Genomic DNA, 22,421 nt, shown 5'->3' with positions numbered 1-22,421 from the left:
ACGCGGCTTCTGCGTTGGCCGGGCGCATTCATCTTTGTCACCTGCGGCCTGGACGCGGCGTGAATGATTCTGTGTAAAGTTTATGAGTTGTATGCCCGGCAAGCCATAATGCGACCGGGCGACAGGTGAATTACTTGATGAAAGGGCGGGTCAGCAGACCCACCGGACCGGTGGTGTACCAGCGACGGTTACCACGGCTGCGCGAATCGCGGCCCACGGCCTGGGTCAGGCGGTCCAGGATGATGGCGAGGATCACAATACCGACCCCGCCAACGGTAGCCAGCCCCATATCGAGACGGCCGATCCCACGTAGCACCATCTGCCCAAGCCCGCCGACGGCAATCATGGAGGCGATGACAACCATGGAGAGCGCAAGCATCAGCGTCTGGTTGACGCCCGCCATAATGGTGGGCATCGCCAGCGGTAACTGTACTTTGAACAACATCTGACGCGGGCTGGCACCGAACGAGCGCGAAGCCTCAATCAGATCCGCCGGAACCTGGTTAATCCCAAGAATTGTCAGACGAACCATCGGCGGCAGGGCGAAGATAATGGTCACGACCACGCCGGGGACGTTACCGATACCGAACAGCATGACAATCGGCACCAGATAAACGAACGCTGGCGTCGTCTGCATCGCATCCAGCAGCGGGCGAACAATCTTCGCCGCTCGCGGACTGCGGGCCAGCCAGATCCCCATCGGCAGGCCGATGATCACGCAGAACAGCAGGGCGGTCAGCACCAGGGCCAGCGTGATCATCGCCTGCGACCAGGCACCAATAGCGCCAATAGCGATCAGCGAGATCAGGGTAGCGACCCCCATTCCGACACCGGAAATTTGCCAGGCGATCAGCGCAAAAATAATGATTGCCACCGGGGCCGGCATACCCAACAGCATCTGCTGGAAACCGTTAAGAATATAATCCACCGGAACACGAATGCCCTGGAAGACGGGACGGAAATGGGTCACCACCCAGTCGATCCCTTCGGTGACCCAGCTATCCAGCGGGATCAGCGTCTTATGGAACGGATCCATAATGTTGAAATGCTCTGGCGCCGGCGCGGGGGCGCTGGTCAGCCAGTCGGCACTGCCGCCGTCTGCGGGGGTGCCGGTTGGCGTGCCCCAGGCGTCAGCGGATTGTGCGGCGCTATCGGCCGCGGGTGCGGTATCCCACGGAGAAGATTGATCAGCCATTATTTGTTCCCTCGCGATCTAAAGCCTGTAGCAGCATGCGTTTTGAAATAATCCCGACATACTGTTGTTCTTCATCGACAACCGGCACCGCGCACGGGGCCTGGCCAACGTGAGAGAGCAGTTCGCTCAGAGGGGTTTGCGCATCTACGGCCATCGGCTCGCCGATCAAGGCTCCGTCAATACTCTGCGCCTGGCTGAGCGCCGCTTTTAAGGAGTCAATCGACACCACGCCGACAAACCTGTTATCGCGCTCAATAACGTAGCCATATTCCCGGTCTTCATTCTGCAATAATTTCAGGGCGGAACGAGGGCCGAAACCTGGCGTTTTGCGAATCAGTCCGACAGGGCTACGACGGGCAATATCCTTTGCGCTGAACACCTGGCTAATATCGACGCCGCGGAAGAAGGTGCGGACATAATCATTTGCCGGATTATTGAGAATTTCATCCGGTGTGCCGACCTGTACCACTTCACCATTTTGCATAATGGCAATCCTGTCGCCAATGCGCATCGCTTCATCCAGATCGTGGGAAATAAAGACCACGGTGCGCTGATGTTTTGCCTGTAGTTTTACCAGCTCATCCTGCATTTCGGTGCGAATTAAGGGATCCAGCGCTGAGAAGGCTTCGTCCATTAATAAGATGTCCGGGTTAATCGCTAATGCGCGGGCAAGACCGACACGCTGACGCATCCCACCGGAAAGTTCATCCGGATATCCGTGAGCGTAATTTTCCAGACCCACCTGGCGTAATGCTTCCAGCGCTTTTTCGCGACGTTGCTCAGCAGAAACACCGGCTAATTCCATGCCAAATGCCGTATTGTCCAGAACGGTCATATGTGGCATTAGCGCAAATGACTGGAATACCATCGCAATCTTTTTTCTGCGCACCTCGCGGAGTTCGGCATCCGATATTTTGGCGATATCGACGCCGTCGATCAGTACCTGTCCGCGGGTGGGTTCAATCAGGCGATTGAGAAGGCGTACCATTGTGGATTTACCCGAACCGGATAATCCCATGATGACAAATATCTCGCCTTCTTCAATGGCCAGACTGGCGTCTTTTACGCCAAGCGATAGCCCTGTTTTTTCCAGAATTTGCTCTTTCGAATGTCCCTTTTCAATATATTTGAAGGCGCGTTGTGGATGCTCTCCAAATACTTTATATAGATTTTTAACTTCTAATTTAATTGCCATGCAATAGAAAGATTCCTGTTATTTATATATGTCGATATAATACCCGATAGAAATAGTTACCTTTTCCTACCCTAACATACTGAGAATCTGAGACAACCCTGAATGTGCTCATCGGGAAAATATTCCATGGGGGGATTTGCCGGAGCTTCCCATGCTCTAAGGGCTGAGGGCGAATGCGCGTCAGGTAATATTTTTTGTAAGGACCACTGCAAATGCGCCTGAATTGCTGAAATTCAGGCGAATAATGCGTCAGATATTGAGTGTAGATCACACCAGAATAATCGTGTGATAAAAAGGGAACCGGCTTAAAATATTAGCCAAAATATAGTAATGATATTCCCCATAATGTCAGGTATCAGAAATTCCAGTCATCATCTTCGGTGTCGACCGCCTTACCTATCACGTAAGACGAACCTGAACCGGAGAAGAAATCGTGATTTTCATCGGCACCCGGCGAAAGCGCAGCCAGAATTGCCGGGTTCACGTCGGCCATTTCTGCCGGGAACAGCGCTTCGTAACCCAGGTTCATCAGCGCCTTATTGGCGTTGTAGCAGAGGAACGCTTTCACATCGTCAACCCAGCCGGTTTGCGCATACAGTTCTTCCGTATAACGGGCTTCGTTGTCATAAAGATCCATCAGCAGGTCAAGAGCAAAATTCTTCAGTTCTTCACGTGCGCTTTCCGGCAGTTTCTCCAGACCTTTTTGATACTTATAACCGATGTAATAACCGTGAACCGCTTCATCGCGAATAATCAGGCGAATCAAATCGGCGGTGTTGGTTAACTTACCGCGGCTGGAGAAATACATGGGTAGCCAGAAGCCGGAATAGAACAGGAATGATTCCAGAAATACGCTGGCGATCTTCTTCTTTAACGGCTCGTCGCTGGCGTAATGTTCAAGGATAATTTGCGACTTACGCTGCAATGGCGCGTTCTCTTCACTCCAGGCGTAGGCCGCATCCACATCGCTGGTCTGACAAAGGGTGGAGAAGATCGAACTGTAGGAGCGGGCATGCACCGCCTCCATGAAGCTGATATTCGACATCACCGCCTCTTCATGTGGAGTTAACGAATCCGCCATTAGCAACGGCGCTCCGGCGATATTCTGAATCGTGTCGAGCAGCGTCAGCCCGGTAAAGACGCGGATGGTAAGCTGCTTTTCCGCCTCGCTTAACGTCTGCCAGGCCGGGATATCATTCGACAACGGTACTTTTTCCGGTAGCCAGAAGTTACTGGTCAGGCGGTTCCACACCTCCAGATCTTTATCATCCTGAATTTTGTTCCAGTTGATGGCGCTCACGCGGGATAGTTTCATTCTGCTCTCCTTACAGCGCGCATGACACGCAGCCTTCTATTTCGGTCCCTTCCAGCGCCAGCTGGCGCAGTCGGATGTAGTACAGCGTCTTGATGCCTTTTCGCCAGGCGTAGATCTGCGCCTTATTGATATCGCGAGTCGTTGCGGTATCCGGGAAAAACAGCGTTAACGAAAGCCCCTGGTCGACGTGGCGTGTGGCCTCAGCGTAGGTATCGATAATCTTTTCCGGGCCAATTTCGTAGGCGTCCTGATACATATCCAGGTTTTCATTGGTCATAAACGGAGCCGGGTAGTAAACGCGTCCGATTTTCCCCTCTTTGCGAATCTCCACTTTCGAGACTATCGGGTGGATGCTGGAGGTGGCATGGTTGATATAAGAGATCGAACCGGTTGGAGGAACCGCCTGCAGGTTCTGGTTGTAAATGCCGTAGCGCATCACGTCATCCCGCAGTTGCAACCACATTTCGCGCGTGGGTAGCACGATGCCGCTACGGGCAAACAGCCCCCGGACTTTCTCCGTTTTCGGCTGCCAGTCGCTCTCTACGTACTGGGCAAAATATTCACCACTGGCGTAGCGTGAGTGCTTAAAGCCAGCGAAGGTCTGACCGCGCTCTTTCGCCAGCAGCATTGAGGTATGAAGCGCATGCCAGGTGATGGTGTAAAAATAGAGGTTGGTGAAATCCAGTCCTTCGGGCGAACCGTAAGCAATGCCTTCCCGCGCCAGGTAGCCATGCAGATTCATCTGGCCGAGGCCGACGGCGTGGGATGCTGCGTTGCCCGCTTCAACAGACGGCACGCTGCGAATATGGCTCATGTCCGAAACGGCCGTCAGGCCGCGAATGGCGGTGGCAACCGTCTGAGCAAAGTCGGGGGAATCCATGGTGTGGGCAATGTTCAGCGAACCGAGATTGCAGGAAATATCGCGCCCGGTCTGCGCATAATCGAGATTATCGTCGTAAGTGGAGGCGCTGTTGACCTGCAAAATCTCCGAGCACAGGTTGCTCATATTGATGCGACCGGCAATCGGGCTGGCGCGGTTAACCGTGTCTTCGAACATGATATAGGGATACCCGGATTCAAACTGGATTTCCGCCAGGGTCTGGAAGAAATCGCGGGCATTAATGTACTTTTTACGCACGCGCGTATCGGCGACCAGCTCGTCGTACAGCTCGCTGATGGCAATATCCCCGAACGGTTTACCGTAGATGCGCTCCACGTCATACGGTGAGAACAGCGCCATCTGCCCATTTTCTTTCGCCAGACGGAAAGTGATATCCGGGATCACCACGCCGAGCGAGAGCGTTTTGATGCGGATCTTTTCGTCGGCATTCTCACGTTTGGTATCGATAAAACGCAGAATATCCGGATGATGGGCGTGCAGATATACCGCGCCAGCCCCCTGACGCGCGCCAAGCTGGTTCGCATAAGAAAAAGCATCTTCCAGCATTTTCATGACGGGGATCACGCCGGAGGACTGGTTTTCAATACGCTTAATCGGCGCTCCGGCTTCCCGCAGATTAGAAAGCAGAAACGCTACCCCGCCGCCGCGTTTGGAAAGCTGGAGCGCGGAGTTAACCGCCCGGCCAATCGACTCCATATTATCTTCGATGCGCAGCAGGAAGCAGGACACCAGTTCGCCGCGCTGCTGCTTGCCGCAGTTGAGGAAGGTTGGCGTGGCGGGCTGGAAACGACCGGAAAGCATCTCATCGGTCAACCGGGTTGCCAGCGTTTCGTCACCCTGCGCCAGGGTCAGCGCAACCATCACGACCCGGTCTTCAAAGTGTTCCAGATAGCGTTTGCCATCAAAGGTTTTCAGCGTGTAGCTGGTGTAGAACTTCCAGGCGCCGAGAAAGGTCTGGAAACGAAAGCCGCTGGCGTGGGCGTGAGCAAACAGTTTCACCACAAAAACGCGATCGTACCGACTCAGAACGCTTTCGTCGTAATAACCTTCGCTTACAAGCCTGTCCAGACGCTCCTCCTGACTGGCAAAAACGATGGAGTTAGGGTGAACATGGGAAGCGAAGAACGCGTTCACCGCCTGTTTATCTTTGTCGAACTGAATGTGGCCTGCTTTGTCGTACAGATTCAGCATGGCGTTCAGGGCGTGGAAATCCGTCGTTTCCTGCATTACGCGTTCTGCGGTTGTCGTTGCCAAAATTCGCTCACTCCTTTTCGTACGTTGATGATGTCGCTTTGCGTTCCCATCAGTTCAAAGCGATACAGCCAGGGGACGGCGCATTTCTGCGCGATCGCTTCGCCAGCGCGACCGTAAGCCTCGCCGAAGTTGCGATTGCCGGAGGCGATGACGCCGCGAATTAACGCCCGGTTGTGTTCATCATTTAAAAAGCGGATCACCTGTCGCGGGACCGCGCCTGCTGTGCCGCCGCCGCCGTAAGAGGGCACAACCAGAATGTACGGTTCATCTACCTGAATACGTTCTCGTTCATTCAGCGGGATGCGAATGGCGGGCAGCCCCAGACGCTGCATAAAGCGGTGCGTATTTTCGGAGCTGCTGGAGAAGTAGACGAGCTGGCTCATGCGCCGGCCACGCGAGGTTCAGGATGCAACCGGTTAATCATGTCCGGACGGAACCCTGACCAGCGGGTTTCTCCGGCAATGACCACCGGTAACTGGCGAAAACCCTGGGCGCGCAGGGTTTCAGCCGCGTCCGGCACCTGGTCGACGTTCACCATCTCAAACTCAAATCCGCGGCTTTCCATCGCCCGCTTAGTGGCATGGCACTGAACACAGTTATTGCGAGTGTAAATAGTAATGCGCATGATTCGTATTTCCATTTAAAATTAAACGACGGCGCGATAATACGCGTCGGGTTGTGTGTGTCTTGACAGAGAGAATACTAGATGTAGATGAATTAATTTTCAACCATACAAGATATGGGATTTTTAGATTGATTGCTCCCCACGGATGAGCTCAGCGGGGAAGGGAGGAATTGGGTGAAACGTTGCCCGATGGCGCTGACGCTAATCGGGCCAGGGGGGATGTTGAACCCAGAATAGGGTGTGAGCGGCTAAAGCCGACCTGTAGGCCGGGCAAGGCGTTTACGTCGCCATCCGGCAAGGGAATTTACATTCTCATCCCGATCGCCAGGCGGTTAAAGCAGTTCATCAGGCTAATTGCAAACGTCAGATCGCTGATTTCATGGGGGCTGAAATGATCGAGCAGCGGCTGGTAAACCTCCTCCTCGGCGTGGGTTCTGGCAATATCCGTCAGCGATTCCGCCCATGCCAGAGCGGCCTGCTCCTGAGCGCTAAAGTGATGACTGACCCGCCAGCCTGCCAGCGCGTCCAGTTTGCACTGTTCAACACCTGATTTACGCAGCGCTTTGCTGTGCATTTCCAGACAAAATGCGCAGCCGTTGATCTGCGAAATACGCAGGAAGATCAACTCCATCAGCGTGGTATCCAGGGCGCCATTCTCCAGCGCTTTTTTTGCCTGCCCGAGGGCGCTGTAGACTTCAGGGCTGAGTTCATAGTAAGGCTGGCGTAACGTCGTCATGGTATTTCTCCTCGTTTGGATGTCCCGCAATGTAGCACTATAATGGACTGCCAAAGAGAGCCATATTTTGATAAAAAAAGCAGACCATATGCCCCGCTATCAGCAAATCGCCCGCCAGTTAAAAACAGCCATTGAGCAAGGTGAACTAAAGCCAGGCGCAAGACTCCCCTCCAGCCGGACCTGGTCTCAGGAGCTGGGTGTTTCACGTTCGACGGTTGAAAATACCTACGCTGAGCTGGTGGCGCAGGGCTGGCTGGAACGACGCGGTCAGGCCGGAACGTTTGTCAGCGGGCGCTTGCACCCCCAGCAAACGCCGACGAGCCCCGTTGTTTTTGCCGGAGAAAGCCACACGCCGCAGCCGTTCCAGATGGGATTACCGGCGTTGGATCTCTTTCCACGTGAGGTCTGGGCGCGGGTAATGGGGCGGCGTTTGCGTACCCAGACGCGATTCGATCTGGCACTGGGGGATGTGTGCGGGGAAGCCGCGCTGCGGGAGGCGATCGTTGACTATTTGCGGATCTCACGCAGCATTGAGTGTGTACCGGAACAGGTGTTTATCACCTCCGGCTATGCCTCTTCCGTGATGTTAATTTTGCGTTCTCTGGCGCAGCCGGGTGACGGCATGTGGATGGAAGATCCGGGTTTTCCATTGATTCGACCGATTATCGAGCGGGAAGGCGTACGCCTGCTGCCGGTGGCGGTTGATAAGGACGGGCTGGATGTTGCCGCCGGAACGGGTGATTACCCGGATGCCCGCTTTGCGCTGCTCACGCCTGCGCATCAAAGTCCACTGGGTACCGCGCTGTCGTTAACCCGACGGCATCAATTGCTGGCGTGGGCTGACGCTGCCCGTTCATGGATTATTGAAGATGATTACGACAGCGAGTTTCGTTACCAGGGTAAACCGTTGCCGCCGCTGAAAAGCCTGGATGCCCCACAGCGGGTGATTTATGCCGGAACGTTCAGCAAATCGCTCTTTCCGGCTTTGCGCACCGCGTGGCTGGTGGTGCCGGTTGACCAGGTGGCCCGTTTCCGTCAGCAGGCTGCCCTGATCGCCTGTACCGTTCCGGTGTTATGGCAGTTAACGCTGGCGGATTTTATGCGCGACGGCCATTTCTGGCGACACCTGAAAAAGATGCGTCAACACTATGCCGGGCGAAGACAATGGATAGCCCAGGCGCTAACGGAGCAGGGATTTAAGGTGGCGCCGCAGGAAGGGGGCATACAGTTGGTTATCTGGGTAGACGGCGATGATGTTGCGCTGGTGCGCAAGGCCAATAAAGCCGGACTGGCGGTTCAGGCGCTAAGCTGCTGGCGAATAAAATCAACGGGGCAGGGGGGGATGCTACTCTCTTTTACTAACATCACCAGCGCTGAAATGGCGGAACAGGTTGCGCGGCAGCTTCGCCAGGCCATCGTGTAAAACCCCCGGAGCAGGCTCACGGGGGAGAAGGGGTGTCATTGTCATCACTTTGGTTAGCGGCGCATACCCAGCAGGGCACCGACAAAAATACCGACCGCCGCTGCGGTCCCGACGCTACACCAGGGTTTTTCCCGCACAAATGTATCTGCGTAACCTACGGCATCTCGTGCGGTCTGCTGAACGCGAGAACGACCGTGCATCCGCGCCCGGGTCTCCTTCAGCAGCGCCTGCGCTTTGCGTCGTGCGGCGTCGGCTTCGTCTTTGGCATCGCTTCCCCAGGATTTCAGAACCTCTTCAAGGCTGTCAGCTAATTGACTGACATCGTTCTGAATATCCTGCACGCCTTCATCAACGTCGTTCCGGTTCTGTTTGTTAAACATATGATCCTCCATTGATTTAACTGTGACCTTAAGCTTAGCGCATATTTTTAACTTCAGAGTTGTGTCACGGCGTTATCGCGCGTTTATGGACTTTTCTGAAAGCGTTGCTAATGCTGAATCAGGTAAGGTAAGCCCGCTGTAAAAGATAACGAGGATAATATATGTATTTACGACCTGATGAGGTGGCGCGCGTTCTTGAAAAAGTGGGATTTACCGTAGATGTGGTGACACAGAAAACGTACGGTTATCGACGTGGCGAAAATTATGTTTATGTTAATCGTGAAGCGCGTATGGGACGTACTGCCCTGGTGATTCATCCAACCTTAAAAGAACGCAGTTCGTCGCTGGCAGAACCGGCGTCAGATATTAAAACCTGCGATCATTATCAACATTTCCCGCTTTATTTAGCCGGGGAAACTCACGAGCATTACGGTATTCCGCACGGATTTAGTTCGCGGATTGCACTTGAACGTTATCTGAATGGACTTTTTGGCGAAATCTGAAAGGCGACTGGCCACGCCAGTCGCGATGTTATATCACGCTTTTGCCTGATGATAGCTGCTGACCTTGAACAGGCGGCGGCAATAATCCAGGAAATACCCATAAGCCGCCCCCATCAGCATTGAAACCACGATATTCGAACTTACCGCTGCCATAATCTGATGCCAGTCCGCGCCGACTGTTAGCAAAATTGCGACATAGACCGGGGACTGGAAGGTGACATAGGCCAGCACGTCCGCCAGGTTTTTTGCCCAGCCTGCAGGGCTTACTTTACGCGCAGCGCGCATAAAGAAATCACGATACATGCCGTATGGCCATGCGATTAGAATATTCACCGGAATGGCAACCAGTCTGGAGGAAAGCGATTGTTCAAAGGTCATCCCGGAGAGGAATATCTCGATCAGCATGTTCACGACTGAACAGTAAACAACCATCGCAAACGTGTCTGCTACGGCGTGACGCAAGCGTGACTGCGGTGAGAACATGCTAATACTCCTTATATACTCGTTATACTTCAGGTTGTGGGTGTACCCGCTCCATCCCTGGGCTTCGCCCCTCAGGGGCCAGCGTAAGCGCTGTTCAAAACGACTACGCCGTTTTTTCCCGCAACCCGAATGATGTTGAGTGTAAAAAGGGAAAATATCGGTGCCAAACGGTTTTAATTAGTGGTTTAAGTTGCTGTATACCTATGCGCATAGGGTATATCGCTGGATAATAACTATCAACTAGTTAAAAATTTTTATTTTTTACTTTTTTGTAGATAAAATGCTCTGGTGTTGTCTGTTTTTTATGCGATGCAGGTTTTTCGTTCTTTTTTAAATTTTTTTATTTGTAAAACAATGCATTAGCTATTTTTCTTTTTTCGGTATTTTCAGGCGTGGTTTTAAAAAGCGCCAGAAATGGCAGAGAATTCGCCTGGTACGGTGATTATCCTGTTTTTAGCATTTTAAATGCTAAAAAACCCTGTTTAGTAGCATGAAGTTTCGCCATTATCTGCTGACTGAGAATTCGTTTTTCTTGAGTAAATATGCATGATTGCGCTAATAATATTTTGTAACTATTTCCGTCTGCCTTCTTTATTTAAAGCGGATTTTCACATGTGATATGAATATAATCACTGGCACCGCAGAGAAATAATTTAAGGGCTTATTCATGTGATAATATCTGGATAAATTAAAGAGACTGGAAAAATATTTTTTAATCTAATACACTACGTCCTGTAATACCTTCTTTTGGTTGTTGTGTTAAAAGGTTTTGACTATTATGAACTTAACGTTACAGAGCTTAAATAATATCCGTTCACTCCGTGCAATGGCTCGCGAATTCTCCATTGACGTCCTTGAAGAAATGCTCGAAAAATTCAGGGTTGTCACTAAAGAAAGACGTGAAGAAGAAGAACAGCAACAGCGTCTGCGCGCAGAGCAGCAGGAGAAAATTAATACCTGGCTGGAGTTGATAAAAGCCGAAGGCATTAATCCGGAAGAGTTGTTAGGAGGCGATGTCGCTGTTGCTCGCACGGGTAATAAACGTCAGCCGCGTCCGGCAAAATATCGCTATACCGATTTTAACGGTGAGGCAAAAACATGGACTGGCCAGGGACGTACGCCAAAAGCGATTGCTCAGGCACTGGCGGCGGGTAAATCGCTGGATGATTTTCTGATTTAATCCGAATGGCGGTGAGGGTGGCCTCACCGCTTATTTTCAGCAGACGCCGAAGTCGCCGTCTTCACTATATGGCGTGACATCTGCTACTTTCAGGGTGAATTTTTCGCCGCTTGCATTGCTGACTTGTTCAGCCACAATTTCATCATCATTCACTTCAATCACTTTGAGTTTTGGTCCGCCCATACGCGGTTGAACCAGATCGCCAGGTTGAAACATTCCGTCCTCCTCTCTTAATTGTAAAATTTATCTTAGACCACACCCGATGGCAGGTGCAGCGCTGTTTTATGGGTTACCGCTCAATATGGGGCGGGTCCACCAGGCTCTAAGTCCGTCGATTCCAGGGCATCCTGTCGAGCAGTCGCGCCATACCGCAAAAACCTGTCACTCCGGCAACCATCAGCCCGGCGCCGACGAAGGCGCTGAGCAGGAAGAAGCCACTATTAACAGCATAGCCCAGCGCCACGCCGAGCAGCGTGAGTCCACCGGCGGCAATCTGTACCTGACGCATCAGCGGTAGCGGCTGAGATTTATCTGTTTCAACCGGCAACCCGGCGGCTTTCCAGCCGTCGATACCGCCTTCCAGCAGCCAGACCGGGGCCGGTGCTGCAATGGCCTGTAGTTTTGCCGCATTGTTTTGCGTACGTTTCCCGGACTGACACTGGAAGATGACCTGCCCGGCGCTGAGATTATCAGGGAAGATCCCTTGTTCAAGCGCGCTCAATGGCGCCAGCTTTGCCTGGAGAATATGTTCACGCAGATATTCATCTGCATCACGGATATCAATCAGCGTCGCGCCTTGCGCGATTAACGCCTGCGCATCGCGCGGGGAAAGTGTCCTGGCGGTCATGATCGCTCCTTATGGGCAGTAAACGGTTTTTAGTGTGGCAATGAGCGAGTTCACCGCCGCATTTTTAATAAAGTAGAGAATACGCTGTGCATCGCGCTGACTGTCGATCAGCCCCTCTTCGCGCATTTTTGCCAGATGTTGTGATGTGGCTGACGGGCTAAGCCCGGTGGCTCGCGCCAGTTCGCCCGCGCTGGTGCCGGGTGAACCGCACAGCATGCACAGGATCAGCAGACGTTTCGGATGACTCATTGCTTTGAGCAGGGTCGCCGCCTGTTCTGCGCTGGCCTGAAGTTGTTCGAGTTCTGTCATATTTATTTTAGAAGTTGCTTAATTAAGTAAAGTCTAAAGTAAATGTAGGGCAGCGTAAAGCACGTAAAAGAGGGTAAACGTGCGAAGGTAAACTGGCGAACTTCGCTAAAATAACTACGCTTAGAGATAAAATCTCTTTTTAAACAATGATTAACTTTTGCTTGTAGGAAAAAGATATGGGTTTCTGGAGAATTGTTTTCACGATCATTTTACCCCCGCTGGGTGTGCTTCTTGGTAAGGGGTTCGGCTGGGCATTTATTCTTAATATCATTCTGACGCTGCTGGGCTATATCCCCGGGCTGATCCATGCCTTCTGGATCCAAACCCGCAGCTAACCTCTCGCCACAGCGGCATCATGGTGCCGCTGTCTCATGGATCCGTTTCCCTCTGCTACACTTTTGGAGTGTTTATTATTGACAGCTGAGGTGGATATGGGACTTTTCAATTTTGTAAAAGATGCCGGGGAAAAACTTTGGGATGCCGTCACCGGCAATCATGATAAAGACGACCTGGCGAAGAAGGTGCAGGAGCACCTGAATAAAACCGGTATCCCGGATGCCGATAAAGTGAACGTACAAATTGCTGACGGTAAGGCGACCGTCACAGGTGATGGCTTAAGCCAGGAAGCGAAAGAGAAAATCCTGATTGCCGTCGGTAATATTGCCGGTATTGCCAGCGTTGAGGACGAGGTGAAAACCACTGCGCCAGCAGCGGAAAGTCAATTTTATACCGTTAAATCCGGTGATACGCTAAGCGCCATTTCGAAACAGGTTTACGGTAATTCCAGCCTGTATAACAAAATCTTTGAGGCCAATAAGCCAATGCTCAAAAGCCCGGACAAAATCTATCCCGGGCAGGTATTACGTATTCCGGAATAATCCATAAGAGATTTTGGCATATACCTGACCCGACCACTGACATCGTCGGGTTAGTCTGGAGGCATCTTGTAGCACATTACATCATGCAGGGTGCCGTTAATAAGTCGGGAGTGATACTCAATCTTCTCAAGAGTCATGCCCATTCTTTGTAAGGTACGCGCTGAGCGGATATTTTCTCTTACACAGCGTCCCCTGAGTGTGCTGAGAGACAATTGCTCAAAACCCCATTGCGCCAGGGCGAGCGCGGCTTCACAACAATAGCCTTTCCCCCAATACTGCGGCGCCAGCCAATAACCCAAATAATTGTTCTTTTGCCTGAGTTCAAATAAACCTATTGTTCCCACCAATTGCTGGGTGTTTTTTTCCTCAATAGCCAGTTCCAGCGACACGCCGCGACGCCAGGCTTGTGGATGATTTGCTATCCAGGCAGCAGCGTCGCAGGAAGTATAGGGATAAGGAACGTGCTGAAGCCAGTGGGTGGTTTCAGGTTGTGAAAGCGCATTTTTAACGTCGTCGATATCCCTGATTGTGAAAGGGCGTAACAACAGCCTGTGACTGAGAATGGTCGGAAACGGACTGTTGTTGCCCAACGGGTGACTCATACTGTCAGAATCCGACAGGTGTTAGTGGAACCAACCAGATCCAAAATATCGCCTTGCGTGACGATCACGCGATCTCCTGGTTGGGCAAGGTTCCGCTCTTTTAGCATTCGTAGCACATCCATTGCGGCATCCACGTCCTTCGTACTGTGTTCATAAAGGACGGGGGTGACGCCGCGGTACAAAGCCACGCGATTGAGCGTACTGCGATGGCGGGAGAAGGCATACACAGGGATCCCCGAACTGATGCGTGACATAAGAAGCGCTGTTCTCCCTGATTCGGTCATTGCGACAACCGCTTTAATTCCACAGAGATGGTTAGCCACGTACATCGAAGCCATCGCAATAGCATCTTCAATACTGTCAAATTTTCCATCGAGACGATGATTTGAAATTTGAACCGAGGGAATGGATTCTGCACCAATACACACCGAGGACATTGCGCGTACCGTTTCTACAGGATAATTCCCTGTCGCTGTTTCTGCGGACAACATGACGGCATCGGTTCTGTCAATGACGGCATTCGCCACGTCCATGACTTCGGCACGCGTCGGCATGGCGTTTTCAATCATCGATTCCATCATTTGCGTTGCGGTAATAACCGCTCTGTTAAGACGGCAGGCTTTGTCGATCAATTTCTTTTGTACCGCAACCAGTTGCGGATCGCCTATCTCCACACCCAGATCGCCTCGGGCAACCATGATCGCATCGGAAGCCTGTATGATGGCCTGCATTGTCTCATCATTACTGACGACTTCTGCGCGTTCAATTTTAGAAACTATGTGTGCATCACAACCGGCATGCCGCATGAGGCGACGAGCCAGTTCAACGTCGCCGGGAGATTTTACAAATGACACGGCCAGATAGTCGACACCAATATGGGCTGCGGTCATTATATCTTCCTTATCTTTGGGCGTAAGAGCGTCAGCAGATAAGCCGCCTCCCTGTTTATTTAAACCCTTATGATTGGATAAAAGTCCACCTAAAATAACCACCGTAATGACCTGGTCTCCTTTGATATCAGTGACGCGAAGTTGAATTCTGCCATCATCAAGAAGCAGCAGATCATCCCTGGAGACTTCATTCGGTAATTCACGGTAATCACACCCCACTATTGTGTTATTACCTTCACCGGGAGGAAGTTTAACGTCCAGAATAAACATTTGTCCTTGAGTCAATGTCACTTTGCCATCCGCAAAGCTGGATATGCGAATCTTCGGGCCTTGCAGGTCAGCCATAATAGAAATATAGCACTGTTGTTTTTCTGCAATGAGACGTACTTTTTGCGCTCTCTTAATATGATCCTGAGCCGAGCCGTGGGAGAAATTTAGTCTGACAACGTTGACGCCTGATGCAAGTAACTCTTCGAGTTTACTGTCATTATCCGTTGCAGGACCTAATGTAGCGACAATTTTTGTCCGACGGTAATTGTGTTGAATTTCCATAATAACCCCTAAATATAAGATGAGTGCTATCCTTGTAAATAAATACAAAGGGCTGTTGTATCATATTTTATATGCTCAGAAAGAAATATCCGGGCATATTTTTAATAAGAGAATTAGAACCTGTTCCGTCAGGCTATTTTGCCTGCTATTTTGAACCGGGGCAGGGCTCACACAAAACCCGACAGCGTTTTGCACGCCGCTTGCTGCGGTCCGAAGGGTGAGCGTTGCGAATCATCCTCACGTACTCCGTGTACGCGCCGGTGGCTGTGCGCTGGTCGTAACTGCCAGCGCCAGTAACGCCGGGTAGCCAGGCTCTTACATGGCGATATTTGAAATAAGCTTCTTGCCTTCTTCTATATTATGTTCCTCAGATAATTTACCCGCCAGTTCAATGTTTCCTGAAAGGATTGCTTCAACAATCGGTTTATGTTGATTGAGTATTTCAGTGCTGTCAGGAATTAAGTCATTGCTCGAGCGTATAAACAGAAGCGTTTGTCGCTTTATCAACTTATATTGTTCCTGGAGGCGTTGATTTCCCGATAGTTCAATAATGACTTCATGAAGACCAAGATCGCTCTCTGCAATGGTGGCATAATCATTGCTGGCACATGTTTGAGTAAAATGTTTAAAGGCCAATTTTAATCTCTCACTGTTGTTATTGGCATCAATAAACTCCGCAGCCAGACGCGCCCCCAGCCGTTCAATTGCTGAACGCAGCGTACATAATTCCCAGATATCTTTTTCGGTTAACATGGTTATCATCCATCCCGAATAAGGTTTTAATCTGACTAAACCTTCGCGCGTCAGCAGGTGAAGTGCTGTTCTCACCGTTGAACGCGACAGGTTTAACTTTTCGGACAACATTGCTTCCGTAATACGTGTACCTTGAGGAATCTGGCCCGAAACAATGAACTCGCGCAATGCATTTGTCGCTTGTTCTTCGGCCGGCATTTTTACGATTGGGTTTATGTTCATAAAATTATTACATCTTTTTCGTCCAGATATGACCCAATTGTACACGATTTAGTCAGCTAAAGCACATCTATTGTTGCCTCGTCAACCAGCAGAGACACCAGTTGCGTAAAGCTAATTCCTGCCCAGGCGAGCTGTTCCGGAACCAGTGAAGTTGGCGTCATTCCAGGTTGCGTATTGATCTCAAGAAAAAAGACGTCGCCTGTATTTTCGTCCAGTATAAAATCAGAACGGCTTATTCCCCGACATCCTAATAAATTATGCAGAGTTAACGCATTTTCCATACAGATATTGAAAGTGTGATCTGGAATGTCAGCAGGTAAGCTGTGTAAAGAACCGCCGGTTTCGTATTTTGCCTGGTAATTGTAAAACTGATGATCTGTGGCCGGTACTATTTCTGTCACGGTTACAGGCTTATTCATAAAAACCGTTACCGTTAATTCTCTGCCCTTTATATATTTTTCAATCATCGCGTGGCAGTTATAGGTCCATGCCTGCGCGGATAATTTTTCTGCGTCGGGATCCCGAAAAATATATGTCGCAATACTGGAACCATCGTTAACAGGTTTGAGAACATAAGGAAAAGGAATCGTCATCGATTTATAGGTGGCGTAATCGACAAGCTGATCTTCTGCAACGTGAATACCATACTGGCGAGCAATCGTTTTGGTCTTTATTTTATCCATAGCAATGGATGACGCCGCGACTCCGGAGTGAGTGTAAGGTATCCCCATGATATTAAGCAGTCCCTGAACGGAGCCATCTTCCCCGTAGGGGCCGTGTAAGGCATTAAAGCAGACATCCGGGTTTATGAGTTTCAATTTTTCAGGCAGTGTTCTGTCTACATCAATGATATGCGTGTCATACCCTGCCTCTTTGAGTGCTGCGGCGCAGGCATTTCCTGTAATTATTGAAATGTCTCTTTCTTTGGATATTCCACCACACAGAACAAGAACTTTTTTCATCGTTTTTCCTCCGGGGATTCAGGAAGTTCCTTTCAACAAACCTCCTGAACCCCGAACAATGCATTATTGAATTAGCATTAATTTTAAATCATTCACATTTGTTCCCGTGTTACCCGAAACCACAATATCTTTAGCCGCAATCAGGGCTTGTGAAACATCATGATTTTTCAGGCAATCGGCCGGGAGGCATTGGTTATGGCTGGCTCGTTCAAAGGTATAACCATCAACCAGCCCCCCCGCATAGGGCGTGGGTCCGTCAGTACCATCAGTATCCAGCCCAAGTACAACAACCCCTTTCATTCCCTGCATGTCCGCGGCTGCACTCAGTGCAAATTCCTGGTTAGGCCCGCCTTCACCTTTAAAGCCACCAGAGATGAATACCGTGGTTTCCCCGCCGCCAATCACACAGCATGGTCTGGATACCGGATGCCCATCCTGCAGGATCTGTTTTGCGATAGCCACGAAGTTGCGGCCCAGGGCGCTGCTTTCACCTTCAAAACAATTTGAGAGTAAAAGTGGCGTGTATCCGGCCTGGCTCGCGGCGAGGATAGCACCCTGGCAGGCTGCATCGGCCGGAAGCAGAACGATATCCTGCCGATCAAGATGAGCCAGATCGCTTTCGCGCATGGTTTCAAATTGTGGGTCTGCTTTTCGAATATGTTCCACGACAGAGTGCGGCAACTTGTCCCAAAGATGATATTTGTCCAGCGTTCTTTGAGCGTCAGCGAACGTTGAGGTATCCGGTACGGAAGGATCGGTGATGTAATCAAGGGCATCGCCGATCACGTCAGAAACGGTCAGGTTAATCAGGTGAGTACCTGGTGGCAGCGCCTTAATTAACTTTCCTCCTTTCAGCAGACTCAGGTGCTTGCGTACCGAGTTGATCTCAATAATATTCGCACCACAGGTTAGCAGGATTCTACTGGTTGCGGCTTTGTCTTCCAGGCTCACCCCAGGGACAGGGGAAACCAGCAGGGAAGATGAACCCCCGGAGATACAGGCGATAACAATGTCTCCGGACTGGACTTCTGTCAGAAGCGCGGTAATCACCTGTGCGCCTTTCAGCGACGAGTCATCGGGGACGGGGTGATTCCCCTCATAAAGAGCAATATAGTCGAGGGTTCCCTGTTCTCCTTTTTTGCATATCACGGCACCTTTATGAATTTTGTCGCCCAGTATTTCTTCCAGCGCTTTTGCTACCGGGAAGGTGGCTTTACCCGCGCCAATAATAAAAATCCGGGTTTCTGGATTAAGCGGGTATGATTTATTCTCAATGACTAACTGATTATCTTTCAGTTGTACAATTTTCCTGGTAATTAAACCTGGGTTTACATAATCAAGGACATTTTCTGCAATATCAATTATATCGCGACGTAATTTCTCCTCGGGGCGAGCTGAAATCAGCTCGTCCTGATTTTTAATATATTTCATTTTTTACCTCTTGTGGTGCAATAGAGTCACTTTTTAATTAATAAACGCTGCTATGGAATTAATGAGCCAGTAATTTTTTAGGAATTCGCAGAATCAAAAGTGCGCCAATGAATACACTACCCGCCAGAATATATAGCGCGATATCTGTGTTATTCGTGGTGTCTTTTATCCAGCCGACAAGATAAGGGCTGCAAAATCCTGCAAGGTTGCCAATGGAGTTTATCAAGGCCAGCCCACCGGCCGCCGCCGCGGTACCTAACATCGCACTTGGCACTGTCCAGAACATTGGCAGAGAGGTCAGGACACCAATCGTGGAAAGCGTCAGCCCGATCATTGCGATGACCGGACTATGGGCGAATTTCGCCGCAATCAGCAGCCCAACCATGCCCACCAGCATAGGAATAACAAGATGCCATCTGCGCTCTTTATGTAAATCGGCAGAGCGCCCGACGTAAACCATAACAATACCGGCAAAAAGGTAGGGAATTGCACTCAGTACACCGATGAGACTTAAGCTTTCAAAACCGGAGCTTTTGATGATTGAAGGCATCCAGAAGCCAATTGCGTATTCCCCCATTTCGATAAAGAAATAAATAAGGCAGAAATACCAGACCATCGGTGACAACAAGAAGCCAAGCACAGAGTTATTCTTACAGTCACTGTCTTTTCGTTGATCTTCTTTTTGTAAATCAATGGCAATGACTTGTTTTTCATCCGCGGTCAGAAAGGTACATGAGCTGTAGTTATCCGGCATAAACCAAAAAACAGAGAAACCTAATAAAATGGTGGGGATCCCATATAAAAGAAATAACCATTCCCATCCTGCCAGGTTTAACTGATGATTACCAAAGGTATCCATGATGAAACCTGATAATGGTCCACCTAATACGCCTGACAAAGGAATGGCAGCCATAAACAGTGAGATTACCCGGCCTCTGCGCTCGCTGGGGAACCAGCGCGTAAAGTAATAGACAACGCCAGGGAAGAATCCGGCCTCAGCAACACCTGTCAGTAACCGTAATACATAAAATTGCATCGGCGTTCTGGTAAACATTAAACATGTTGAGAAAATGCCCCAGGATATCATGAGAATACAGATCCAACGTCTGGCGCCAATTTTAGATAAAACAATATTACTCGGAACGGCAAATATTACATAACCAATAAAAAATATTCCCGCACCGAAGCCATACGCTGTTTCAGATAATTGTATATCCGCTAACATCTCAAGTTTTGCGAAACTGACATTAATTCTTGAAAAGTAGGCAAATATATAGCATATAAAAATAAATGGAACTAAGCGCCAGATTACTTTTTTATAGACTCTTTCGAGTCTTTCTGCATGTCCAAAATCACCTTCAATACTGCTACTCATAGCGATTACCTCGGTATTAATGGGTACTCAGAGCAGATACATAATAATTCTGTTCTTGTGTAGGGTACTGGAGAAGGACGATAGTGGTAAAACCACTATCGTTCATTTTGTTAATCAGATAATAATAATTTTATTAACGCGGACGGCGGAAATTATGTCCGGCATAAACAGCAGAGCTTCCTAATTCTTCTTCAATTTGTAACAGACGATTGTGCTTCGACGTGCGCTCGCCGCGAATAGGCATACCCGTTTTGATTTGTCCGCTATTTAACGCAACAACCAAATCTGAAATCAGGCCATCTTCGGTTTCACCGGAGCGTTCGGAAACCTGAACACCGTAGCTATAACGATAGGCAAACTCCGCGGCATCCATCGCCTGGCTGAGAGAACCAATCTGGTTCACTTTGAACAGCATGGCATTTGCGGCTTGGCTTTCAACGCCGAGACGCAGACGATCGACGTTGGTAACAAACAGGTCGTCACCCACAATCTGTGTTTGTGGAAGCTCATGGGTTACCTTGATGAAACCTTCAAAATCTTCTTCATCAATCGGATCTTCCACCGAGCCAAGAGGATAGGCTGCTGCAACTTGTTTATAAAGATCAATCAGCTCATCACGGCAGAACTGTTTATCGTCGAGCGTATACAGTCCGGATTTGGCGTCATACCAGTGGCTTGCTGCGCAATCCATACCGTAAACAATATCTTCGCCGAAACCGACCTTGTAACCCGCTTTTTCAACTGCGCGCTGCATGTATTCAAAGGGTTCCCAGATCCCTTTCATTGGTGTCGCGAATCCGCCTTCGTCACCCGTATTTGTGGCGAGAATTCCATATTTCTCGATGACCAGTTCACGCAGGCATTCATTGATTTCGGTGGTCATTTGTAAGGCGTGAGCATAACTTTCCGCCCCCACCGGCAGTACCATAAACTCCTGAATTTCTAAATAGTTTGCTGTAAGTTTCCCGCCGTTCAGGCAGTTCATTAAAGGAACCGGAAGCACGTGACCGAAAGGGTTGAGGTATCGATAAAGTGGGACATCACAGGCAAATGCGCCGGCACGAGCAACGGCCAGCGAAACGCCGAGAATGGCGTTTGCCCCCAGACGTTGTTTGTTTGGCGTACCGTCAAGGTCGATCATCATCTGATCAATTTTCCGCTGTTCGGTGACGTTCAGGCCCAGGATAGCGTTCTTAATTTCCCCGACAATGTTGGCAATAGCTTTGCGCACCCCTAAACCACGATAGCGTTTCTGGTCCCCATCTAATAATACGAACGCTTCATGGATACCTGTCGAGCGTCCGGCTGGCACATCCGCTCTACCCGTCAACTTGCCATCAACATACACGTCAACCTGGACAGTGGGCCAGCCGCGACAATCGATAATTTCCCTGGCTTTAATGTCAGTAATTTGATTTGAACTCATAACTCGACTCCTGGTTTTTGATCTACGGAGAGAAAGAAATGTCGGTATGTCTACCGCATCATTGCGGGTTGATTATTGATCGATTGTCGACAATCGGGTATATGCCAAATGGGTTTTTTGTGACCGGGTTGGCATAATTTTTTTAAATATTGCCTTGATTGATTTTAATTATATGATTTTTATGGGGAAATTTTGGGGCCGAATGAGGGCTTTTGGCGCAGGCAACAGGTGATTGAGTTTCACCGCCGTTGCTCATCGCACGAAGAAAGGGAACGAACAGACTATTCCTGAGGTAAAGACATGGCCTGTTGAATAATGGGAATCGGCGTTAGCAGGTGCTGACGCATGAGTTCGCTGGCGCGGACGGCGTCGCGCGCCAGAATCGCCCCGGTCAGCGTCTGATGCTGATCGTGTTTATCTTCCAGCATTTCAACTGACAGCACCGTTTTACGTAGCCAGATAAACCGGTAGCGCGCCGCAAGGTCGAACAGGCGTTCGCGCATTTGCAGCAGATACTTTGAGCCGCACCCGGCGACAATGGCAGTGTGGAATGCCTGATGGCGTTGATCCCACTCCTCCAGCATATGTTCGCTGGCGTCAACGGCTTCCAGCTTGCTGAGCATATGCGCCCGCGCGAGGATCTCCGCCTCCCAGGCATCGTCGCCGCGCTCAATGGCCAGACTCACCAGCATCGCTTCCATGTTGGCGCGGGCGTCAAAAATATCGAGCAGCTCCTGCTCTGACATTGGCGCTACGCGATACCCTTTCTGGTTAACCACCGTGACCAGCCGTTCCGCCACCAGTTGAGAAAGCGCCTCGCGCAGCGGCCCAACGCCAAGCTCATAACGAGAGGTCAGCAGGCTCATACGCAGCTTTTCATCAGGCTGATAAATACCGCGAATAATGTCGTTCTTCAGCCAGCGGTATCCATCTATGGCCGTCGGTTGGGAAATGGCGGTCATGGTCTTACTCCTGAACGGATTT

General features: G+C 50.2%; 25 protein-coding genes. 5 read left to right on the top strand and 20 right to left on the bottom strand.

Annotated elements, in window-relative coordinates; translation table 11 throughout:
• Window positions 1-130: 130 nt before the first annotated feature.
• From proW to C3432_RS13120, 7 genes are all read right to left on the bottom strand, one after another.
• On the bottom strand, window positions 131-1,195 hold the full coding sequence (proW, locus tag C3432_RS13155) for a glycine betaine/L-proline ABC transporter permease ProW (RefSeq protein ID WP_103777072.1): 1,065 nt from the start codon (window positions 1,193-1,195) through the stop codon (window positions 131-133).
• Complete coding sequence (proV, locus tag C3432_RS13150) at window positions 1,188-2,390, bottom strand: glycine betaine/L-proline ABC transporter ATP-binding protein ProV (protein WP_103777071.1); 1,203 nt, start codon at window positions 2,388-2,390, stop codon at window positions 1,188-1,190. The genes proW and proV overlap by 8 nt, the downstream gene beginning before the upstream one ends.
• Window positions 2,391-2,745: 355 nt before the next feature.
• Window positions 2,746-3,705 (bottom strand): class 1b ribonucleoside-diphosphate reductase subunit beta, encoded by a 960-nt coding sequence (gene nrdF / locus C3432_RS13140; protein WP_103777070.1) that lies wholly within the window; start codon window positions 3,703-3,705, stop codon window positions 2,746-2,748.
• Window positions 3,706-3,715: 10 nt separating this feature from the next.
• The gene (gene nrdE / locus C3432_RS13135) at window positions 3,716-5,860 is read right to left on the bottom strand and encodes a class 1b ribonucleoside-diphosphate reductase subunit alpha (RefSeq protein ID WP_103777069.1); all 2,145 of its coding nucleotides are present in this window, start codon (window positions 5,858-5,860) and stop codon (window positions 3,716-3,718) included.
• Entirely contained in the window at window positions 5,833-6,243 is a 411-nt protein-coding gene (gene nrdI / locus C3432_RS13130; RefSeq protein ID WP_103777068.1) for a class Ib ribonucleoside-diphosphate reductase assembly flavoprotein NrdI, read from the bottom strand. Before nrdI ends, nrdE begins: the two co-directional genes overlap by 28 nt.
• A complete protein-coding gene (gene nrdH, locus C3432_RS13125) occupies window positions 6,240-6,485 on the bottom strand; it encodes a glutaredoxin-like protein NrdH (RefSeq protein WP_103777067.1) in 246 nt (81 codons plus the stop codon). Before nrdH ends, nrdI begins: the two co-directional genes overlap by 4 nt.
• A gap of 304 nt (window positions 6,486-6,789) precedes the next feature.
• The gene (locus C3432_RS13120; protein WP_103777066.1) at window positions 6,790-7,221 is read right to left on the bottom strand and encodes a carboxymuconolactone decarboxylase family protein; all 432 of its coding nucleotides are present in this window, start codon (window positions 7,219-7,221) and stop codon (window positions 6,790-6,792) included.
• Window positions 7,222-7,309: 88 nt separating this feature from the next.
• Between C3432_RS13120 and pdxR the strand changes: the two genes are divergently transcribed.
• Window positions 7,310-8,644, top strand: a complete 1,335-nt coding sequence (gene pdxR / locus C3432_RS13115) for a MocR-like pyridoxine biosynthesis transcription factor PdxR (protein WP_103777065.1) — start codon at window positions 7,310-7,312, stop codon at window positions 8,642-8,644.
• A gap of 53 nt (window positions 8,645-8,697) precedes the next feature.
• Here the strand turns inward: pdxR and C3432_RS13110 are convergent, their stop codons facing one another.
• Window positions 8,698-9,024 carry a DUF883 domain-containing protein gene (locus C3432_RS13110; protein ID WP_103777064.1) on the bottom strand — a complete coding sequence of 109 codons (327 nt, stop codon included), beginning with the start codon at window positions 9,022-9,024 and terminating at the stop codon, window positions 8,698-8,700.
• 161 nt (window positions 9,025-9,185) lie between these two features.
• On the opposite strand from C3432_RS13110, the gene C3432_RS13105 reads away from it, so the two are divergent.
• Complete coding sequence (locus C3432_RS13105) at window positions 9,186-9,527, top strand: DUF2002 family protein (protein ID WP_103777063.1); 342 nt, start codon at window positions 9,186-9,188, stop codon at window positions 9,525-9,527.
• Between the two features lie 33 nt (window positions 9,528-9,560).
• Here the strand turns inward: C3432_RS13105 and alaE are convergent, their stop codons facing one another.
• Window positions 9,561-10,010: an L-alanine exporter AlaE gene (gene alaE, locus C3432_RS13100; protein WP_103777062.1), complete on the bottom strand. Its 450-nt coding sequence runs from the start codon at window positions 10,008-10,010 to the stop codon at window positions 9,561-9,563.
• Window positions 10,011-10,788: 778 nt separating this feature from the next.
• Here alaE and stpA point away from each other — a divergent pair.
• Window positions 10,789-11,190 carry a DNA-binding protein StpA gene (stpA, locus tag C3432_RS13095; RefSeq protein WP_103777061.1) on the top strand — a complete coding sequence of 134 codons (402 nt, stop codon included), beginning with the start codon at window positions 10,789-10,791 and terminating at the stop codon, window positions 11,188-11,190.
• Between the two features lie 36 nt (window positions 11,191-11,226).
• On the opposite strand, the gene C3432_RS13090 is transcribed toward stpA, so the two are convergent.
• From C3432_RS13090 to C3432_RS13080, 3 genes are all read right to left on the bottom strand, one after another.
• A complete protein-coding gene (locus tag C3432_RS13090) occupies window positions 11,227-11,406 on the bottom strand; it encodes a hypothetical protein (RefSeq protein ID WP_103777060.1) in 180 nt (59 codons plus the stop codon).
• A gap of 106 nt (window positions 11,407-11,512) precedes the next feature.
• On the bottom strand, window positions 11,513-12,037 hold the full coding sequence (locus C3432_RS13085) for a rhodanese family protein (RefSeq protein ID WP_103777059.1): 525 nt from the start codon (window positions 12,035-12,037) through the stop codon (window positions 11,513-11,515).
• A 9-nt stretch (window positions 12,038-12,046) separates the two neighbouring features.
• Window positions 12,047-12,346: an ArsR/SmtB family transcription factor gene (locus C3432_RS13080; protein WP_103777058.1), complete on the bottom strand. Its 300-nt coding sequence runs from the start codon at window positions 12,344-12,346 to the stop codon at window positions 12,047-12,049.
• A 176-nt stretch (window positions 12,347-12,522) separates the two neighbouring features.
• Here C3432_RS13080 and C3432_RS13075 point away from each other — a divergent pair, with 176 nt between their 5' ends.
• Both C3432_RS13075 and lysM read left to right on the top strand, forming a co-directional pair.
• A complete protein-coding gene (locus C3432_RS13075) occupies window positions 12,523-12,681 on the top strand; it encodes a YqaE/Pmp3 family membrane protein (protein WP_103777057.1) in 159 nt (52 codons plus the stop codon).
• A 96-nt stretch (window positions 12,682-12,777) separates the two neighbouring features.
• The gene (gene lysM, locus C3432_RS13070; protein ID WP_103777056.1) at window positions 12,778-13,224 is read left to right on the top strand and encodes a peptidoglycan-binding protein LysM; all 447 of its coding nucleotides are present in this window, start codon (window positions 12,778-12,780) and stop codon (window positions 13,222-13,224) included.
• 50 nt (window positions 13,225-13,274) lie between these two features.
• Here lysM and C3432_RS13065 read toward each other — a convergent pair whose 3' ends face one another.
• The 8 genes from C3432_RS13065 to csiR all read right to left on the bottom strand — a co-directional run bounded on the left by C3432_RS13065 (window position 13,275) and on the right by csiR (window position 22,399).
• On the bottom strand, window positions 13,275-13,826 hold the full coding sequence (locus C3432_RS13065; protein WP_103777055.1) for a GNAT family N-acetyltransferase: 552 nt from the start codon (window positions 13,824-13,826) through the stop codon (window positions 13,275-13,277).
• Entirely contained in the window at window positions 13,823-15,262 is a 1,440-nt protein-coding gene (gene pyk, locus C3432_RS13060) for a pyruvate kinase (protein WP_374755474.1), read from the bottom strand. Before pyk ends, C3432_RS13065 begins: the two co-directional genes overlap by 4 nt.
• Before the next feature lie 321 nt (window positions 15,263-15,583).
• Window positions 15,584-16,243, bottom strand: coding sequence for a GntR family transcriptional regulator (locus tag C3432_RS13055; protein ID WP_103777053.1), 660 nt, complete (start codon window positions 16,241-16,243; stop codon window positions 15,584-15,586).
• Window positions 16,244-16,299: 56 nt separating this feature from the next.
• A complete protein-coding gene (locus C3432_RS13050; RefSeq protein WP_103777052.1) occupies window positions 16,300-17,205 on the bottom strand; it encodes a D-alanine--D-alanine ligase in 906 nt (301 codons plus the stop codon).
• A 63-nt stretch (window positions 17,206-17,268) separates the two neighbouring features.
• The gene (locus C3432_RS13045; RefSeq protein ID WP_103777051.1) at window positions 17,269-18,636 is read right to left on the bottom strand and encodes a glycerate kinase type-2 family protein; all 1,368 of its coding nucleotides are present in this window, start codon (window positions 18,634-18,636) and stop codon (window positions 17,269-17,271) included.
• 58 nt (window positions 18,637-18,694) lie between these two features.
• Entirely contained in the window at window positions 18,695-20,011 is a 1,317-nt protein-coding gene (locus C3432_RS13040; protein ID WP_103777050.1) for an MFS transporter, read from the bottom strand.
• Window positions 20,012-20,144: 133 nt separating this feature from the next.
• Window positions 20,145-21,437 carry a phosphopyruvate hydratase gene (gene eno / locus C3432_RS13035; RefSeq protein WP_103777049.1) on the bottom strand — a complete coding sequence of 431 codons (1,293 nt, stop codon included), beginning with the start codon at window positions 21,435-21,437 and terminating at the stop codon, window positions 20,145-20,147.
• A 281-nt stretch (window positions 21,438-21,718) separates the two neighbouring features.
• Entirely contained in the window at window positions 21,719-22,399 is a 681-nt protein-coding gene (gene csiR, locus C3432_RS13030) for a DNA-binding transcriptional regulator CsiR (RefSeq protein WP_103777048.1), read from the bottom strand.
• Window positions 22,400-22,421 lie beyond the last annotated feature (22 nt).

This window comes from Citrobacter amalonaticus (assembly GCF_002918555.1).
GTDB classification, from domain to species: domain Bacteria; phylum Pseudomonadota; class Gammaproteobacteria; order Enterobacterales; family Enterobacteriaceae; genus Citrobacter_C; species Citrobacter_C amalonaticus_A.
The sequence above is the reverse complement of the archived record's forward strand: the minus strand, read 5'-3'. Positions and strand labels throughout refer to the sequence as shown.

What these genes read in the sequence shown, in the direction of transcription:
- csiR (WP_103777048.1), bottom strand. Translation starts at nt 22,399, where the DNA reads ATGACCGCCATTTCCCAACCGACGGCCATAGATGGATACCGCTGGCTG.
- stpA (WP_103777061.1), top strand. Translation starts at nt 10,789, where the DNA reads ATGAACTTAACGTTACAGAGCTTAAATAATATCCGTTCACTCCGTGCA.
- pdxR (WP_103777065.1), top strand. Translation starts at nt 7,310, where the DNA reads ATGCCCCGCTATCAGCAAATCGCCCGCCAGTTAAAAACAGCCATTGAG.
- nrdF (WP_103777070.1), bottom strand. Translation starts at nt 3,705, where the DNA reads ATGAAACTATCCCGCGTGAGCGCCATCAACTGGAACAAAATTCAGGAT.
- C3432_RS13105 (WP_103777063.1), top strand. Translation starts at nt 9,186, where the DNA reads ATGTATTTACGACCTGATGAGGTGGCGCGCGTTCTTGAAAAAGTGGGA.
- C3432_RS13085 (WP_103777059.1), bottom strand. Translation starts at nt 12,037, where the DNA reads ATGACCGCCAGGACACTTTCCCCGCGCGATGCGCAGGCGTTAATCGCG.
- C3432_RS13065 (WP_103777055.1), bottom strand. Translation starts at nt 13,826, where the DNA reads ATGAGTCACCCGTTGGGCAACAACAGTCCGTTTCCGACCATTCTCAGT.
- C3432_RS13080 (WP_103777058.1), bottom strand. Translation starts at nt 12,346, where the DNA reads ATGACAGAACTCGAACAACTTCAGGCCAGCGCAGAACAGGCGGCGACC.
- C3432_RS13110 (WP_103777064.1), bottom strand. Translation starts at nt 9,024, where the DNA reads ATGTTTAACAAACAGAACCGGAACGACGTTGATGAAGGCGTGCAGGAT.
- C3432_RS13075 (WP_103777057.1), top strand. Translation starts at nt 12,523, where the DNA reads ATGGGTTTCTGGAGAATTGTTTTCACGATCATTTTACCCCCGCTGGGT.
- C3432_RS13050 (WP_103777052.1), bottom strand. Translation starts at nt 17,205, where the DNA reads ATGAAAAAAGTTCTTGTTCTGTGTGGTGGAATATCCAAAGAAAGAGAC.
- nrdI (WP_103777068.1), bottom strand. Translation starts at nt 6,243, where the DNA reads ATGAGCCAGCTCGTCTACTTCTCCAGCAGCTCCGAAAATACGCACCGC.
- eno (WP_103777049.1), bottom strand. Translation starts at nt 21,437, where the DNA reads ATGAGTTCAAATCAAATTACTGACATTAAAGCCAGGGAAATTATCGAT.
- nrdH (WP_103777067.1), bottom strand. Translation starts at nt 6,485, where the DNA reads ATGCGCATTACTATTTACACTCGCAATAACTGTGTTCAGTGCCATGCC.
- proW (WP_103777072.1), bottom strand. Translation starts at nt 1,195, where the DNA reads ATGGCTGATCAATCTTCTCCGTGGGATACCGCACCCGCGGCCGATAGC.
- C3432_RS13055 (WP_103777053.1), bottom strand. Translation starts at nt 16,243, where the DNA reads ATGAACATAAACCCAATCGTAAAAATGCCGGCCGAAGAACAAGCGACA.
- C3432_RS13045 (WP_103777051.1), bottom strand. Translation starts at nt 18,636, where the DNA reads ATGAAATATATTAAAAATCAGGACGAGCTGATTTCAGCTCGCCCCGAG.
- lysM (WP_103777056.1), top strand. Translation starts at nt 12,778, where the DNA reads ATGGGACTTTTCAATTTTGTAAAAGATGCCGGGGAAAAACTTTGGGAT.
- C3432_RS13120 (WP_103777066.1), bottom strand. Translation starts at nt 7,221, where the DNA reads ATGACGACGTTACGCCAGCCTTACTATGAACTCAGCCCTGAAGTCTAC.
- proV (WP_103777071.1), bottom strand. Translation starts at nt 2,390, where the DNA reads ATGGCAATTAAATTAGAAGTTAAAAATCTATATAAAGTATTTGGAGAG.
- C3432_RS13090 (WP_103777060.1), bottom strand. Translation starts at nt 11,406, where the DNA reads ATGTTTCAACCTGGCGATCTGGTTCAACCGCGTATGGGCGGACCAAAA.
- alaE (WP_103777062.1), bottom strand. Translation starts at nt 10,010, where the DNA reads ATGTTCTCACCGCAGTCACGCTTGCGTCACGCCGTAGCAGACACGTTT.
- C3432_RS13040 (WP_103777050.1), bottom strand. Translation starts at nt 20,011, where the DNA reads ATGAGTAGCAGTATTGAAGGTGATTTTGGACATGCAGAAAGACTCGAA.